The sequence below is a fragment of the Pseudomonas sp. NPDC087598 genome (genome assembly GCF_044743525.1).
In the GTDB taxonomy this organism is placed as follows: domain Bacteria; phylum Pseudomonadota; class Gammaproteobacteria; order Pseudomonadales; family Pseudomonadaceae; genus Aquipseudomonas.
This window is the reverse complement of record NZ_JBIUWQ010000086.1, coordinates 1-16290: the sequence shown is the minus strand read 5'-3', so window position 1 is coordinate 16290 and position 16290 is coordinate 1. Positions and strand designations below refer to the sequence as shown.

15 protein-coding genes and 1 pseudogene are annotated in these 16290 nt (G+C 59.8%); 9 read left to right on the top strand and 7 right to left on the bottom strand.

Features of this window, described 5'->3' with window-relative positions; all coding sequences use genetic code 11:
- The first annotated feature begins 65 nt into the window (after positions 1 to 65).
- A complete protein-coding gene (locus tag ACIOWE_RS28260; RefSeq protein ID WP_401398162.1) occupies positions 66 to 395 on the top strand; it encodes a hypothetical protein in 330 nt (109 codons plus the stop codon).
- A 234-nt stretch (positions 396 to 629) separates the two neighbouring features.
- Here the strand turns inward: ACIOWE_RS28260 and cynR are convergent, their stop codons facing one another.
- Positions 630 to 1520, bottom strand: coding sequence for a transcriptional regulator CynR (gene cynR, locus ACIOWE_RS28255; RefSeq protein WP_401398160.1), 891 nt, complete (start codon positions 1518 to 1520; stop codon positions 630 to 632).
- 121 nt (positions 1521 to 1641) lie between these two features.
- On the opposite strand from cynR, the gene cynS reads away from it, so the two are divergent.
- From cynS to ACIOWE_RS28240, 3 genes are all read left to right on the top strand, one after another.
- A complete protein-coding gene (cynS, locus tag ACIOWE_RS28250; RefSeq protein WP_401398158.1) occupies positions 1642 to 2109 on the top strand; it encodes a cyanase in 468 nt (155 codons plus the stop codon).
- Positions 2110 to 2191: 82 nt separating this feature from the next.
- Positions 2192 to 2428, top strand: coding sequence for a DUF2790 domain-containing protein (locus tag ACIOWE_RS28245; protein ID WP_401398156.1), 237 nt, complete (start codon positions 2192 to 2194; stop codon positions 2426 to 2428).
- A 12-nt stretch (positions 2429 to 2440) separates the two neighbouring features.
- Positions 2441 to 3100 carry a carbonic anhydrase gene (locus tag ACIOWE_RS28240; RefSeq protein ID WP_401303879.1) on the top strand — a complete coding sequence of 220 codons (660 nt, stop codon included), beginning with the start codon at positions 2441 to 2443 and terminating at the stop codon, positions 3098 to 3100.
- A 155-nt stretch (positions 3101 to 3255) separates the two neighbouring features.
- Here the strand turns inward: ACIOWE_RS28240 and ACIOWE_RS28235 are convergent, their stop codons facing one another.
- Positions 3256 to 4758, bottom strand: a complete 1503-nt coding sequence (locus tag ACIOWE_RS28235; RefSeq protein WP_401398154.1) for an aldehyde dehydrogenase family protein — start codon at positions 4756 to 4758, stop codon at positions 3256 to 3258.
- Between the two features lie 188 nt (positions 4759 to 4946).
- A complete protein-coding gene (gene glsB, locus ACIOWE_RS28230) occupies positions 4947 to 5855 on the bottom strand; it encodes a glutaminase B (protein WP_201238917.1) in 909 nt (302 codons plus the stop codon).
- A 139-nt stretch (positions 5856 to 5994) separates the two neighbouring features.
- On the opposite strand from glsB, the gene ACIOWE_RS28225 reads away from it, so the two are divergent.
- From ACIOWE_RS28225 to ACIOWE_RS28215, 3 genes are all read left to right on the top strand, one after another.
- The gene (locus ACIOWE_RS28225; protein ID WP_401398152.1) at positions 5995 to 6483 is read left to right on the top strand and encodes a GFA family protein; all 489 of its coding nucleotides are present in this window, start codon (positions 5995 to 5997) and stop codon (positions 6481 to 6483) included.
- Positions 6484 to 6701: 218 nt separating this feature from the next.
- Positions 6702 to 8900, top strand: coding sequence for a TonB-dependent siderophore receptor (locus ACIOWE_RS28220; RefSeq protein ID WP_401398150.1), 2199 nt, complete (start codon positions 6702 to 6704; stop codon positions 8898 to 8900).
- A gap of 102 nt (positions 8901 to 9002) precedes the next feature.
- Positions 9003 to 9800, top strand: a complete 798-nt coding sequence (locus tag ACIOWE_RS28215; RefSeq protein WP_401398148.1) for a MipA/OmpV family protein — start codon at positions 9003 to 9005, stop codon at positions 9798 to 9800.
- A gap of 195 nt (positions 9801 to 9995) precedes the next feature.
- On the opposite strand, the gene ACIOWE_RS28210 is transcribed toward ACIOWE_RS28215, so the two are convergent.
- The 3 genes from ACIOWE_RS28210 to ACIOWE_RS28200 form a co-directional block, all read right to left on the bottom strand.
- A complete protein-coding gene (locus ACIOWE_RS28210; protein WP_401398146.1) occupies positions 9996 to 11282 on the bottom strand; it encodes an ATP-binding protein in 1287 nt (428 codons plus the stop codon).
- Positions 11283 to 11990, bottom strand: coding sequence for a response regulator (locus ACIOWE_RS28205; protein ID WP_201238921.1), 708 nt, complete (start codon positions 11988 to 11990; stop codon positions 11283 to 11285).
- Between the two features lie 141 nt (positions 11991 to 12131).
- Positions 12132 to 12734: a tRNA-(ms[2]io[6]A)-hydroxylase gene (locus ACIOWE_RS28200; protein WP_122607119.1), complete on the bottom strand. Its 603-nt coding sequence runs from the start codon at positions 12732 to 12734 to the stop codon at positions 12132 to 12134.
- 158 nt (positions 12735 to 12892) lie between these two features.
- Between ACIOWE_RS28200 and ACIOWE_RS28195 the strand changes: the two genes are divergently transcribed.
- Positions 12893 to 13756 carry a universal stress protein gene (locus ACIOWE_RS28195; protein ID WP_401398143.1) on the top strand — a complete coding sequence of 288 codons (864 nt, stop codon included), beginning with the start codon at positions 12893 to 12895 and terminating at the stop codon, positions 13754 to 13756.
- 162 nt (positions 13757 to 13918) lie between these two features.
- Here the strand turns inward: ACIOWE_RS28195 and ACIOWE_RS28190 are convergent, their stop codons facing one another.
- Positions 13919 to 14389, bottom strand: coding sequence for a DUF1289 domain-containing protein (locus ACIOWE_RS28190; protein WP_201238924.1), 471 nt, complete (start codon positions 14387 to 14389; stop codon positions 13919 to 13921).
- 469 nt (positions 14390 to 14858) lie between these two features.
- Between ACIOWE_RS28190 and ACIOWE_RS28185 the strand changes: the two are divergent.
- Positions 14859 to 16290: pseudogene (locus tag ACIOWE_RS28185) on the top strand (aconitate hydratase B); the annotation flags it as partial.

Sequence of the window (16290 nt, the reverse complement as noted above, 5' to 3'; positions counted from 1 at the left end):
CGATGGGCTACCTGTATTAGCGAATCAACTAAGAAAGATCACAAGACAGGTCAAGGGGCAACATCATGAATCTGAACAATCAACCTACTATCGAAGAACTGGCTCGTATGTTCGCTGCGCAAAAAGACAGCCACGACAGCCATATTCTGTGGATCAGCAAGTCGGGTCAGGTGCATATCGACTGCCTGGCGCCTCATGCGGGTGAAGAAGAATTCGACCGCAGCAATCAGAACCTGCTGGCCCGCCTGAAGATGTACCGTCGCGGCCACGGTTATGTCGGCAAGAAAGCCGCGGCTGATAAAGACTTCATCGGTAATGTGCTGCAGACGCTGAAACAGGCGTGGGACTCGATGCAGAACAAGAATGAAGTTCGGGTGATTGATCGGTTCTGCTGATTGACAACTTCAATAATAAAAAGGGCCTGCTCTCTGCTGCTTCACCAGTAGCAAGAGCAGGCCCTTTTTTATATTCAGCATTCGCCACCTCCCCTGTAGGAGTGAGCCTGCTCGCGATAGCGGTAGGTCATTCAATACTGATGTGTCTGAACCAACGCGATCGCGAGCAGGCTCACTCCTACAGGGTCCAGTGGTGTGAACAAGATTTGCAGTCAACCCGCTCCCACAGGGGGACTATGTCGTTGGTGCAGTTTTCGTTTGCAGCACCAAATCCACAAACGCCACCGCCGCTGCACTGTGATAGTTGTTCTTGCGTCGCAACAACGCCGCCCCACGCTGCGGCGCTTCACTGTCGACGCGCAGCCTGCGCAAGGCCCGATCCTGCGTCGCGATCGCTTCCGGCAACATTGTCGCAATCGGCGAACAACGCACTACCTCAAGCAACGTACTGACCGAGTTCACCTCAATACGCACCTGCGGCGTAATCCCGTGCTGACGGAAATACTCATCCACCGATAACCGCGTGATGAAGTCCGGGGCAAGCAAGGCGAAATCCAGCTGCGCCAGGTCTTCCGGCATCAATACTGACGTGCTGTCGTACAACGGATGTTCGCGTCCGACCATCACCCCCAATGTCTCGACAAACGCCGGAATGCACTCGATATCCGGATTGCGTACGGGTGTGAAGGCGATTGCGATGTCCAGCGAGTCATCCGCCAACCCCGCCTCGATGTCGTCCATCGACAACTCGAAGATTTCCAGGTGAATACCCGGAAACCGCGAAACATAGTCGCGCACCAGCGGCCCGACCAGATACGCCATGAACGTTGGCGTCATTGCCAGACGCAAGGTGCCACGGGACAGATCCTTCACGTCATGCAACGCCCGTTTGCCCGCCTCCAGTTCCACCAGCACCCGCCGCGCACATTCGATATAGGCCTCGCCGGCATCGGTCGGTTTGACCGTCCGCGAAGTGCGATCAAACAGGTTCACCCCGAGGGTTTCCTCCAGTTGGCGAATCTGTTGCGACAAGGTCGGCTGCGACACATGCAGCGCCTCGGCCGCACGGGTGAAGCCGCCGTGATCGGCCACGGCCAGCAGGTAACGCAAATGTCGCAACAGCATGGGGCTCACCATCTATAGGCAGGACTTATGCGAAGCATTGTATATGGGTCTTGGACGCTATGGATCAATCGGCAGAAAATCAATCCCACACAGCAAGCCAACCCCTGAAAGGAGTGACACCATGCAACAGTCCCACGCCTACAACGACACCAGCCTGGCCCTGACCACCCGCATTCTTGATGCCAAGGCACGCAAAGATTTATCGTGGCAGGCTCTCGCCGACGACACCGGCCTCAGCGTGGCCTTCGTCACCGCCGCCCTGCTTGGCCAACACCCACTGCCGGCCAACGCCGCTCAAGTGGTCGGCGACAAGCTTGAACTCGACGCCGCCGATGTCGCCGCCCTGCAAATCATCCCGCTGCGTGGCAGCCTCAGCGGTGTGCCGACCGACCCGACCATCTACCGTTTCCACGAGATGATCCAGATCTACGGCACTACCCTCAAGGCGCTGGTTCACGAGCAGTTCGGCGACGGCATCATCAGCGCGATCAACTTCAAACTGGACATCAAGAAAGTCGAAGACCCGGAAGGCGGCTCCCGCGCCGTGGTCACCCTCGACGGCAAGTTCCTGCCTCTGCGTCCGTTCTGATTCACCCCGGCCCGCACCTCGTGTGCGGGCCAGCCAAAACTTCCAATGCACTTCGTCACCACCCAAGACTGGAGGCTGCCCCATGCAAAAAATTCTGTTGAGCCTGGCCCTGCTCGCTGGCTTCGCCGCTCAGGCCCAGGCCACCGATGAGGCCATCGCCTACCGCTACGGCATGCAGCTGGACGTTGCGCAAGTGCTGAGCATTACCCCGGTTGCCGACGTCTGTGGCGTGGTGCCGGTGGAAATGACTTACCTGGACAGCCACGGCGGCAAACACATTCTGCAATTCAGCGAATTCGGCAGCGGTTGCTCGAACTAAGAGGACAACACCATGAAAAACCTGATTGATGGCTTCCTGAAATTCCAGAACGAGGCGTTCCCGCAACGCACCGAACTGTTCAAGCATCTGGCGACTACCCAGCAGCCCGGCACCTTGTTCATCACTTGTTCCGACAGTCGTGTGGTGCCGGAACTGCTGACCCAGCAAGAACCCGGTGAGCTGTTCGTGATCCGCAACGCCGGCAATATCGTGCCGTCCTATAGCCCGCATCCGGGTGGGGTGTCGGCGACGGTGGAATATGCCGTGGCAGTACTCGGTGTGACCGACATCGTGATCTGCGGCCATTCGGACTGTGGCGCGATGACCGCAATTGCCCAATGCAAATGCATGGATCACTTGCCGGCTGTCAGCGGCTGGCTGCAACATGCCGAATCGGCAAAAGTGGTCAACGAAGCGCGGCCGCATGCCAATGACGCGGCGAAATTGAGTTCGATGGTGCGTGAAAACGTGATCGCGCAACTGGCGAACATCCAGACCCACCCGAGCGTGCGCCTGGCCCAGGAGAAAGGCCTGCTGAATCTGCATGGCTGGGTGTACGACATCGAGACTGGCTCGATCGATGCGCTGTCCTCGGACCGCCGCACCTTTGTGCCGCTGGCCGAGCAACCGGCGACGTGCGCCGTTCAGGCAAACACCAGCGCAGCCGCCTGATACAAATCCGCTGAGGTTAAAAAGAATTTGTGGCGAGGGGATTTATCCCCGATGGACTGCGCAGCAGGCCCAATCTCTTGGGGCCGCTGCGCGCCCCATCGGGGATAAATCCCCTCGCCACAGGACCGATGTGGATCAACCAGGATGAGGCATTTTCAACGTTTTACCGTCAAATCGACCTGGGTCATACGGCTGCGTACAGTGAACACACCATCGCCAGACAGAATCGCACTGCGCGCAAACAAGCGCCCGCTCTCCCAGTTCGAAAGTCCCAGCTCCGGTTTGTTCAGCGCGTACTGGCCATCAACCCAACGGGTGATGCCATTGCCCACGAACGGCGCGTTCACTACGTTGTAGAACCGCGCCTGCACCTGCGCATCTTCGCTGATCAGCGACACGGTGAATTGCGGGCTGTAGCGGTTGAACAGCGCAATCGCCTGATCCAGATCATCGACGATCATCAGGCTGACTTCCGGGGTCTCCTCCCACTCCCATTCACGGCCAAGGTCAGACTCCGCAAGCGGTTCGGCCAGTGTTTCGGTCTGGTAACCCTCGGCGCGGTAGACCTCGACTGTCGCGTTCTGCCACTCGCTCGGTAGGCAACTTTCACTGCCTTCGACGATGTGCAATTTGCAGCCCTGCCCGCGTGCGGTGCCGGCCTGTTTGAGTGCATTGAGGAACAGCGGCACCAATTCTGCGGCGCGTTCGCGCTGAATCAGGCAGACGTTCAGCGTGTTGCAGACCTTGCGATCGAGTGAATTACGCACCACCGCCGCAAAGCGTTTGGCGTCGGCATCGCGGTCAGCAATCAACCACGCCCCGCCGGTGCCGTGCAGGCTGACCGCCGTGCCTGCCTGCTGCGCAATGCTGCCCAACTGACTGACCGCACGCCCCGACCCACGGGCCACCGCCAACGACAGGCGTCGGTCGGCAAACATCGCCCAACCGGCGGCGTGATTGACACTCTCGACCAACGACACCGCACCTGCCGGCAAACCGGCCGCTGCCAGCGCCGGGTTCAGCGCATGAGTGACGATGGCCTGCGCGGTGCCCAGCGCATCGCTGCCAATGCGCAGCACCGCCGTATTGCCGGTGCGCAAGACGCCGGCCGCATCGGCAAACACGTTCGGGCGACCTTCGAAGACGAACGCAACGATGCCCAGCGGCGACACCACTTGCTCGACCTTCCAGCCATCGTGTTCGACGCTGCTGATGACCTTGCCGCGTGTCGCGGGTGCATCGCGCCAGGCACGCAGGCCGGAAATCATGTCGCCGCGCATGCGTTCATCGGCGAGCAGACGCGTGGTGGAACGCCCACGCGCCTTGGCCCGTTCGATATCGTCGAGGTTGGCGGCGGCGATCTGCGCCCAGCAATCACTGTTTTCCAGTCGCTGTGCAAACAGATCGAAGAACCGGCTGATCGCCTCGTCGGACACAGCCGACAACGCGGTAAACGCCGCAGCGGCGCGCTCGATTGCCACGGACGCGGCTTGTTGATCCGCGACCGGAATCAGCAACAGCTCGCCACTCACCTGCTCCACCAACAGGTGGTCACCGGGCTGAAAGCGCGCCGCCAGTTCGGGGCTGACCACGGTGACGCGGTTACCGGCGAAAGGGATCGGCGTGCCAGCGACTAGACGTTCGAGCGCAAGAGACATGAAGCGGATTCACCATGCAGAGGGCGGCCGGAAAATGTATAGGAACACAATCCTCCAAAGCAACCGCTAACCCTGTGGGAGCGAGCCTGCTCGCGAAAGCGGTGGATCTGATACATAAATGTCGGATGACCTGACGCATTCGCGAGCAGGCTCGCTCCCACAGGGTTTTATGGTGATTTTCTGATGGATCAGAACACCGACCAGCCAATCCGCGAGCTGAGCATCTCCAGCGCCGCCATCCCTGCCAGCGAATTACCGGCGGCATTCAGTTCCGGCGACCACACGCACACCGTGAACTGCCCCGGCACCACCGCAACGATGCCGCCGCCCACGCCGCTCTTGCCCGGCAGGCCGACGCGGTAAGCAAAGTTGCCCGCCTCGTCATACAGACCACTGGTGGCCATGATCGAGTTGACCTGTTGGGTCTGACGTCGCGTGAGGATCTGTTCGCCGCTGTGTTTGCAGTAGCCGTCATTGGCCAGGAAACAGAACGCCCGGGCCAGATCGATGCAGTTCATGCGCAGCGCGCAGTGGCTGAAATAACTGCGCAGCACCGACTCGACATCGTTGTGGAAGTTGCCGAAGGACTGCATCAGGTAAGCCATCGCCGCGTTGCGCGCACGGTGCTGGTATTCGGAGTCGGCGACTTTGCCGTCGATCATGATCTGCGGATTGCCCGACAGGCGCCGGACAAAGTCACGCATCGACAGGGTTGGCGCGGCAAAGCGCGACTGGTTGATGTCGCAGATCACCAGCGCGCCGGCATTGATAAAGGGATTACGCGGGCGGCCGCGCTCGAATTCCAGTTGCACCAGCGAGTTGAACGGCTGACCGGACGGCTCATGACCGAGGCGTTCCCAGATCGCCTCGCCGGAATGATCGATGGCCTGCACCAGGCTGAATACCTTGGAAATACTCTGCACCGAGAACGGCGTTTCGGCGTCGCCCGCGCAATACATTTCGCCGTCGTTGCCATACACGGCAATGCCCAGCTGATTGGCCGGCACTGTGCCGAGGGCAGGAATGTAGTCAGCCACTTTGCCCTGCCCGATCAGGGGCCGGACAGCGTCAAGGATCTCGTTCAACAGCGCTTGCATGCCGGGTTCCGAAGTCTCGCCCCATGGGATTGCGGGGACACTGGGGCTAGACGCTGCCAGCGCCTGTCGCATCACACCGGCAGCGTTCGCGCAAAATGCTCTAGGCTGAACCGCACAACCCTGCTAACGGAGAGCACCCATGCACCTCGAAGGCTCCTGCCATTGCGGCGCGGTTTCGTTCAGCCTGACCAGCGCCCACCCCTATCCTTATCAACGCTGCTATTGCTCGATCTGCCGCAAGACCCAGGGCGGTGGCGGCTATGCGATCAACCTCGGCGGCGACGCGACGAGCCTCAAGGTACGCGGCCGCAAACACATCAGCATCTACCACGCGCGTATGAAGGACGAAGGCGAAAAACGCGCCCACCGCAGCACGGCCGAGCGGCATTTCTGCTCGTTGTGCGGCAGTGGCTTGTGGCTGTTCAGCCCGGAGTGGCCGGAGTTGATCCACCCGTTCGCCTCCGCCATCGACACACCGTTGCCGGTGCCGCCGGAGCACACCCATTTGATGCTCGGCTCAAAAGCCCCATGGGTCGAAGTCGACGCCAAAGCCCGGGACAAGCAATTCGACATTTACCCCGAAGAATCCATCGCCCAGTGGCACGAACGCCTCGGACTGACCCGATAGATCCATGGCAAACCTAAATCCCTGTGGGAGCGAGCCTGCTCGCGAAGGCGTCTTGTCAGTCAGCATTGATGTTTCTGACCCAGCGCTTTCGCGAGCAGGCTCGCTCCCACAGGTTTTTCATCGTTTTTGATTCGATGTAGTTCCCTTTTCCCGCACTCGTTCGGTTAACCCCTCAGAAGCACTTCAACTACCGATCGATTCGATGCAAAGGGATCTCCATGTCGCACGTCCGTTTTCGTTTTGCCTTGTGCCCGCTGGCACTGGCCCTGCTGAGCATTTCTGCCAACGCCGCTGAAAAAACCGACCAGACCCTGCAATTGGGCGCCACCAACATCTCCGCCCAAGGCCTCGGCGCCACCACCGAAGACACCCGCTCCTACACCACCGGCACTATGTCTTCGGCCACCGGCCTGCCGCTGTCGATCCGCGAAACCCCGCAATCGGTGACGGTGATCACCCGTCAGCAAATGGACGATCGCGGCGTGCAGAGCGTCGGCGATGCACTGCGCAATACACCCGGCATTTCGACGCAGAAGTACGACAGCGACCGTACCGAGTTTTCCGCGCGGGGCCTGGCCATTACCAACTTCCAGTACGACGGCATCAACATCCCCTACGACGGCGTCTACGGTGAAAACCCGAACAACGGCGACGACGCGGCGAGCATCGACCGCATCGAAATCATCAAGGGCGCGACCGGCCTGATGACCGGATCGGGCGACCCATCGGCCACGGTCAACCTGATCCGCAAGAAACCCACCAAAGAATTCAAAGCCTCGATCAGCGGCACTGTCGGTTCGTGGGATGCCTACCGCACCGTCGGTGACATTTCCGGTTCGCTGACTGATTCGGGCAACGTGCGCGGACGTTTCGTTGGCGCGTATTCGGATCAGAACTCCTATCTCGACCACTACAGCCAGCGCAAAGACCTGTTCTACGGCATTCTCGAAGCCGACCTGAGCGATGACACCCTGCTGACGTTCGGCATCGACAAGTCCAGCACCACCCCGCGCGGCAGTTCGTGGACCGGCAACCCGGTGTACTTCGCCGATGGCGGCCGCACTGACTTCCCGCGTCACTTCAATTCCGCGGCGGACTGGAGCCGTCGCGATTTCGACAACATCACCTACTTCGCCTCGCTGGAACAGGCGCTGGCCAATGACTGGAAATTCAAGGTCAGCCTCGACCAGAAAACCACCGATCACGACACGCGCCTGGCCTCGGCCAGCGGTGGCAATCCAAATCGCGCCACTGGCGAAGGCATGTTCCTGTACTGGGGTCGCTGGGAAGGTCATCGCGTGCAGAACACTGCCGACGTCAACGTCTCCGGCCCTTTCACCCTGGGCGGTCGCGAACATGAGCTGATTGCCGGCGTGATGACCGCGCACTCGCGCCAGACAGGTTCGACCTACGACACCAGCGCCTTCTCGCAGGTGCCGGGGAGCATTTACGACTGGAACGGTGATCTGCCTAAACAGGATTTCCCGAAGAACGGCAAATACGAGCGCACCCAGAGCCAGAACGGCGTCTATCTGGCCACGCGTCTGCACCCGACCGACGATCTGTCGGTGATCCTCGGCAGCCGCTTGAGCACCTTCAAGTACAACGAAGACTACCGCTACAACCCGGGCGCCGGCCTCGACGACACCCACGCCAGCTACAAGGAACACGGCGTGGTCACACCTTACGCCGGGGTGATCTATGACCTTGACGACACCTACTCGCTGTACGCCAGTTACACCAGCATCTATCAACCGCAAACCTACAAGGACAGCAGCGGTTCGACCCTCGCGCCGGTCGAGGGCGACAGCTATGAAGCGGGCCTGAAAGCGGCGTATTTCGACGGTCGTCTGAACGCCAGCCTGGCGTTTTTCCGCATTGAACAGGATGGCGTTGCCGAATCGATCGGCACCAACGCGGTGACCAACGAAGGCATCTACAAAGCCATCGACGGCGCCACCACCAAAGGTGTCGAGCTGGAACTGGCGGGCGAACTGAGCGAGGGCTGGAATGTCTCCGCCGGTTATACCTATGCGCGCACCCGTGACGCCGATGAACAGCGCATCTACGGTTATCCGCTGTCGACCACCAAGCCTGAACACGTGGTGCGCACTTTCACCACCTATCGCTTGCCGGGCATGCTCGACAAAGTCACCGTCGGTGGCGGCGTGAGCTGGCAGAGTGCGTTCTACGGCAAAATCTACAGCGCTCCGGCCGGCGATTACACGCGGATCAAACAGGGCGGCTACACCCTCGTCGACCTGATGAGCCGCTATCAGTACAACGAGCACCTGAGCTTCACGGTCAACGCCAACAACGTCTTCGACAAACGCTACCTGACCGGGCTGGGCAACTTCGACACGACGTTCTACGGCGAACCGCGCAACCTGATGCTTACTACCAAATGGGACTTCTGATCGCGGCTTAACAGTCTTTGACAGTTTCCCGACAAAGCTGCCAAAGATTGCCGCTCGCCACCCGCCTAGCATGGGCGCATCCACATTCCCCTCGGGTGCCCCATGCTGATTTCGTTTCGTACGTTCTCGCTGTCTCTGACCTCTCTTTGTCTGCTGGTGCCCGGCGGTTCGCTGCGCGCAGAGGACTGGCACGCAACCCTGCGCGCCGGGGCGGTCAATGCACCGCGCTTCAGCGGCAGCGATGAACGGGTGACGGCGCCGCTGGTGGGTGTCGAGGTGGTCAGCCCGCAGGGCTTTTTTCTCGACAGCGACCGGGGTTTGGGCTGGGGATTTGACGAAGAGGATTTCGGCCTCAGCGTCTACATCGGCGCCAGCGATGTGCGCAAGGATCGCCAGACCGGGTTCAAGGGTTCTGACGAACTGAGCGGCATGGGCTCGATCAAGTCACGCCCGGTGCTGGGCGTGGACGGTCGTTATCACATGGGGCCGATCATTCTCGGCGCGAGTTTCGAGCATGCGCTGGAAAAGGACGACGATGACCACGACACCGGCTCATCGTGGAATCGCCTGAAACTGAGCATCAACCTGCCCTTGTATGAGGGCGGGTTCGGCAAGGTGATCGGCGGGCTGAACAGCCAGTTCGGCGACAGCGATTACCTGCGCACCTGGTATGGCGTGAGCACGGCGCAGGCGTCGCGTAGCCAGTTCCGGGCATATGACGCGAAAGCCGGGTTGATCAGTCGCGGCGCGGACTTGACCTGGACATTGCCGATCGATGAGCGCTGGAGTGTGTCGTCAGTGCTGGCGGTGCAGTACCTGAGCCATGAAGCGGCAGACAGCCCGATTGTCGACCGCCGCTTGCAGACTTCATTGGCTGGGCAGGTGGCGTATACCTTCTGATTATGTGATGGGACTGATGGCCCCTTCGCTGGCAGGCCAGCTCCCACAGGGTTTTTCGGGGTTGCCGGGAGAGTGGGCACACCACAAAACTGTGGGCATTGGCTGGGCAGGTTGAGTACACACTCTGGTTGGGTGGTGGGACTAATGACCCCATCGCTGGCAAGCCAGCGATGGCGTCGGCAAGGCCAACACACGTCAGTCCAGGTGCGCCCAGGTCATCCGGAACGACGCCCCGCCCCAAGGCGAATCGCCGACTTCCACCTGCCCGCCATGGGATTGCGACACCCGTCGCACCAATGCCAGCCCCAAACCGAAGCCACCAGTGCGCCGGTCCCGGCTAGCATCGAGGCGCGAGAACGGTTCGAAGATCTTCTCCCGCCCGTGCATTGGCACACCGGGCCCATCGTCATTGACCTGCACCACGTAGTAATCGCCATTGCGTACCAGCGTGACTTCCACCCTTTGCTCGGCATAGCGAATCGCATTGCGCAGTAGATTGATCACCGCACGCGCCATGAACCGTGGCTCAATGCGTACCGTTTCGAGCCGGCAATCGCCGATCAGCAACTGCACCCCAGCCGCCTCCGCCTCCAGCGCCACACTGCCGACCACACTGTCGAGCCAATTGGTCGCCTGAATATTTTCGCGTTTGATCACCGTCGCACCGCGCTCAAGACTGGCGTAGGTCAGCAACTCCGAGACCATCTCTTCCAGTTCGCCCAGGTCAGCGTACATATCAGCAATCAGCTCGCGACTCTGACTGGCATCCGGTTGTTGCTTGAGCTGATCAAGCTCGAACGACAGCCGCGCAATCGGCGTGCGCAATTCGTGCGACACGGCATTGGTCAGTTCGCGCTGATTGGCGATCAGACTCTCGATACGCGCCGCCATCAGGTTGAAGTGTTCAGCCAGATCGCGAATGTTCGAACGTTTCGACAACTGGATACGCGCCGAAAGATCGTTATCGCCAAAGCGCTCGGCGGCCAGGCGCAGCTTCTCCAGATCACGCCAGTGCGGACGCACCCAGAAAAACAGAACAATGCCAATCAACACCGCCAGCATCCCGTAGGCCGCCGAAATGTAGAACGGCATCAGACTCGGCTCCGGCGGCAGCTTGATGCTCAACACCTGCGAACCGCCATCGATGTTGCTGATGAACTGCGTGTAGTTATCGCGGATCACCAGCAGATTCTGCGTCAGCTGGGCTTTTTCCTCGGGGTTGAGGGCCAGTTGATCGGCCTCGACCAGGTTCAATGTCAGCCCGTAATGCGGGCGCAAGGCGTCCAGTTGTTGCTCGCGTTCCGCACCCTGACGCCCGCGTAAATGATCCACCAGCGACCACGCCTGACCGCGCACCGCTTCGCGGTTGTAAGCCTGCATCTGATTGTCGAGCAACGCGTTGAAGGTGTGTTCGACGGTTTGCAGGGCCAATACCAGCCCCACCGTCATCACCAGAAACAGCCCGAGAAATAACCGCAGCATCTACAACTCCCACGCAAACGGATTGAACAGATAACCTTTGCCCCACACGGTCTTGATGCACACCGGTTCTCGGGGATTGTCCTTGAGCTTGTTGCGCAACTTGCTGATGTACACGTCGACGCTGCGGTTCAAGCCATCGAAAGCGATGCCGCGCATGCGATTGAGAATGTCATCGCGCGACAGCGTGTTGCCGGCGGCACTGGCCAGCAGCCACAGCAGTTCGAATTCCATGGTGGTCATTTCGATGATCTCGCCCGCCAGCCGCACTTCCCGGCAACTGCGGTCGATGCTCAACCGGCCGAACTCCAGAGCACTGACCACGCCGCTGTCCGGCACCTGGCGCCGCTGCAACGCACGCAACCGGGCCAGCAGCACCGGCGGCTTGATCGGTTTGATCACGTAGTCATCGGCACCGGACTCCAGGCCGAGAATATGGTCGAGGTCGTCTTCCTTGGCCGTCAGAATCACGATCGGCGTGTCCGACACGCTGCGGATTTCGCGACACACATGCAGGCCGCTTTGCCCCGGCAGCATCAGGTCGAGAACCACGACTTTGGGTTTGAACTCCAGAAAAGCGGCCACGGCCAGATCCCCGCGATGCACCGTACGCACCTCGTAGCCGTGTTGTTCGAGGAAGTGCGCGATCAACGCGGCAAGGCGTTCATCGTCTTCCACCAGCAGGACTTTGCCAAAACCCAGGTTATCCATAACGACCGTCTGCCAACCATCTGTGAAGTGGGCGACATTATGGCGGCAATCGCTGGCGAGGCGTTTGCCTCAGGCAGCAAAAACCGGCCACGGGGGCCGGTTTTCGGTGATGTTTCATACTCTTAAGAGTTTTTTACAATCTCAGGCAGGTACGCCACTGTGGAAACGGAATTCGTCGTCCGGCGATTCGATCAGCTCTTGCTCGGCGGCGCGAACTTTTTCGATCACCTGGGCGATATCCTTGGCGTCGCCATACTGATAGGCCAGTTTCAGATACCCCTGAAAATGCCGCGCCTCGCTTTTCAGCAAGCCAAAATAGAACTTGCCGAGTTCTTCGTCCAGATGCGGCACCAGCGCTTCGAAACGCTCGCAACTGCGCGCCTCGATAAACGCCCCCACCACCAACGTATCGACCAGTTTCACCGGCTCATGGCTGCGCACCACTTTGCGCAGGCCTGATGCGTAGCGGCCGGCATGCAACTGACGCAGCTCGATCTTGCGGCGCTTCATGATGCGCATGACTTGCTCGTGGTGCACCAGTTCTTCCCGGGCCAGACGCGACATCATATTGATCAGGTCGACGTGGGAGTGGTACTTGGCTATCAGGCTCAGCGCGGTGCTGGCAGCCTTGAACTCGCAGTTCTTGTGGTCGATCAGCAGGGTTTCCTGATCGGCCAGTGCCGCCTGGACCCAGGCGTCGGGTGTGCGGCAGCCAAGGAATTCGTGGATTTCGGGAAGGATCATGGGGCTCACGGTAAAGGTGTTCGAGCGAAGGGCGCCGATTATACCGGCCTGCCCGCAGACCACCAGCGGCTGGCGTTGATATGCATCAAGTCGCAGGTGTTCGAGCAGCAACTATAGTTGTGCAACGCCGTGCCTTTTCTTTGCTGGAGACTCCGCTCATGCAAGCTATTCGCAGCATTCTGGTGGTCATCGAACCCGAACATTCGGAAAGCCTGGCGCTCAAGCGCGCCAAGCTGATCGCTGGCGTGACCCAGGCCCATCTGCACCTGCTGGTGTGCGACAAGAAGCACGATCACGCCGGCATGCTTGGCGTGCTCAAGGCCGCGCTGCTGGCCGACGGCTACAGCGTGACGACCGAACAGGCGTGGAACGAGAGCCTGCACGAAACCATCATCGACGTGCAGCAGGCCGAAGGGTGCGGGTTAGTGATCAAACAGCATTTCCCCGACAGCTCGCTGAAAAAAGCCCTGCTGACCCCGGCGGACTGGAAGCTGCTGCGCCACTGCCCTACCCCGGTGTTGCTGGTGAAAACCGCAGGTTCGTGGAAGGACAAGGTGATTCTGGCGGCAGTCGACGTGGGCAATGTCGACGGCGAGCACCGGCATTTGCACACGACGATCATTGATCATGGTTATGACATTGCCAGTCTGGCCAAGGGGCACTTGCATGTGATCAGCGCTCATCCGTCGCCGATGCTCTCCGCCGCTGACCCGACGTTGCAACTGAGTGAAACCATCGAAGCGCGTTATCGCGAGCAGTGTCGGGCGTTCCAGGCCGAATTCGATGTTGATGACGCGCACCTGCACATCGAGGAAGGCCCGGCGGATGTGTTGATTCCGTTCATGGCGCACAAGCTGCAGGCGGCGGTGACCGTGATCGGCACGGTGGCGCGCTCGGGATTGTCAGGGGCGTTGATTGGCAACACCGCTGAAGTGGTGCTGGATGCGCTGGAGAGTGATGTGCTGGTGCTCAAGCCGCAGGAGGTTGAGGATCATCTGGTCGAGTTGGCGGTGAAACACTGAACAGCTCATATTGAAATGCGATCCCTGTAGGAGTGAGCCTGCTCGCGATGGCGGCGTGCCAGACAACAACAATGTCGACTGATAGACCGCTATCGCGAGCAGGCTCACTCCTACAATTGGAATGCCTTGCAAAATGTGGGAGCGAGCCTGCTCGCGAAGCTTCTAGGCGCCGAAGGCGTCCTTGAGGAAACCGGGGGCGATGTAGCGCTGATAGTGCGCTTCCGACAGCAGGAAGAATTCCCGATCAATGGCATCGCGCAATTCCGGCAGGTTCCAGTCGCGAAACTCCGGCAGCAAGACCATGCCGTAGGCGTCCAGATTAATGATCACCCGCGCCCCCCGGGCGATCAGCTGATAGGCCCAGCAATATTCCGACTGATGCGGCACAAAGCGGATCTTGCGCTGTTCCAGCTGCTGGCGCAGGCGCGCCGAATCGAAGATCTCGACCTTGCCCGCCATCACTTGTGACAGCAATTGCTCCAGCCGCAACCACACCGCACGCTTTTCCTCCTCGTTGTAACCATTCCAATTGATCACTTCGTGATGGAAACGCTTGCAGCCACGGCACACCAGATCTCCGTAAACAGTGGAGCAGAGGCCGACGCAGGGGGTCTTGATGGTCTGATTGGGCATAAAGTAGGCAATGACACTGAAACGCGGAACAGGTTGGCATGTTAGCCCTTTGTCGGGCATTGATCACCCCTCAAACGTCAGGGGCAAGCGCTCGAACAGACTTTGGGCAGGCCCAACACAACGCCACCAAAGTCCAATAGAGCGCGACTTACCTTTAAATTTTTTTTGCCGTAGAATCAGCCAGCCTTTTAAGGCGCCAATGTCCGTTAGAAGCTGTTTTCAAAGCGTCACGAGCACAGTCGTTCCTTCAGAGCGGTGTTGGCGAGGGGTTTTTCCAGCGGGGAAAAGCCCAACGCCAACCCTCATCAGCTCCCCGTTCTGCAGGCGTAAAACTTTGAAAGCAGCTTCTGTAAGGAATGTTCGGTAATTCTGGCTAAACGGCGCACAACGCCGTGCAGCGCATGAGTACGAGCATTTCGCGACGAGCGTCCCGGACAGCCATTTGGGACCACTGATGAGGGTAATAACTGTGCTTGAAGCCTACCGCAAACATATCGAAGAGCGCGCAGCACTGGGTATCGTTCCCCAGCCGCTTAACGCCGAACAAACTGCAGGCCTGGTCGAGCTGCTGAAGAATCCTCCGGCTGGCGAAGAAGCTTTCCTCGTTGACCTGATCACCAATCGCGTACCACCTGGAGTGGACGAAGCCGCTTACGTTAAAGCCGGTTTCCTGTCGGCTCTGGCCAAAGGCGAAGTTTCCTCCCCTCTGCTGGACAAGAAACGCGCTGTAGAACTGCTCGGCACCATGCAGGGCGGCTACAACATCGTGACCCTGGTCGAGCTGCTGGACGACGCCGAACTGGCGCCAGTTGCTGCCGAAGAACTCAAGCACACCCTGCTGATGTTCGATGCGTTCCACGATGTCGCTGAAAAAGCCAAGAACGGCAACGCTCACGCCAAAGCCGTGCTGCAATCCTGGGCTGACGGCGAGTGGTTCAAGAAGCGCCCGGTGCTGGAAGACAAAATCAGCCTTCGCGTATTCAAGGTAACCGGCGAAACCAACACCGACGACCTGTCCCCTGCTCCAGATGCCTGGTCGCGTCCTGACATCCCGCTGCACGCCCTGGCCATGCTGAAAATGGCCCGTGACGGCATCGTTCCGGACGAGCAAGGCAAGACCGGCCCGATGAAGCAGATCGAAGAAATGCGCGGTCAAGGCTTCCCTATCGCTTACGTCGGTGACGTGGTCGGTACCGGTTCCTCGCGTAAATCCGCGACCAACTCGGTCCTGTGGTTCTTTGGCGACGACATCCCTTACGTGCCGAACAAGCGCGCTGGCGGTTTCTGCTTCGGCAGCAAAATCGCTCCGATCTTCTACAACACCATGGAAGATGCCGGCGCACTGCCAATCGAGTTCGACGTTACCAACATGAACATGGGCGACGTGATCGACCTGTACCCGCATGCTGGCAAAGTCTGCAAACACGGCACTGACGAAGTCCTGACCACCTTCGAAATGAAGACCCCGGTGCTGTTGGACGAAGTCCGTGCCGGTGGCCGTATCCCGCTGATCATCGGCCGTGGCCTGACCGAGAAGGCTCGCGCCGAACTGGGCCTGCCCGCGTTCGACCTGTTCAAGAAGCCTGAAGCTCCAGCTGAAAGCACCAAGGGTTTCACCCTGGCGCAGAAAATGGTCGGCAAGGCCTGCGGTCTGGCAGAAGGCCAGGGCGTACGTCCTGGCACCTACTGCGAACCGAAGATGACCACCGTAGGTTCTCAGGACACCACCGGTCCAATGACCCGTGACGAACTGAAAGACCTGGCGTGCCTGGGCTTCTCCGCTGATCTGGTAATGCAGTCGTTCTGCCACACCGCGGCTTATCCAAAGCCGATCGACGTGACCACCCACCACACCCTGCCTGACTTCATCATGACCCGCGGCGGCGTTTCCCGGCGTGCGG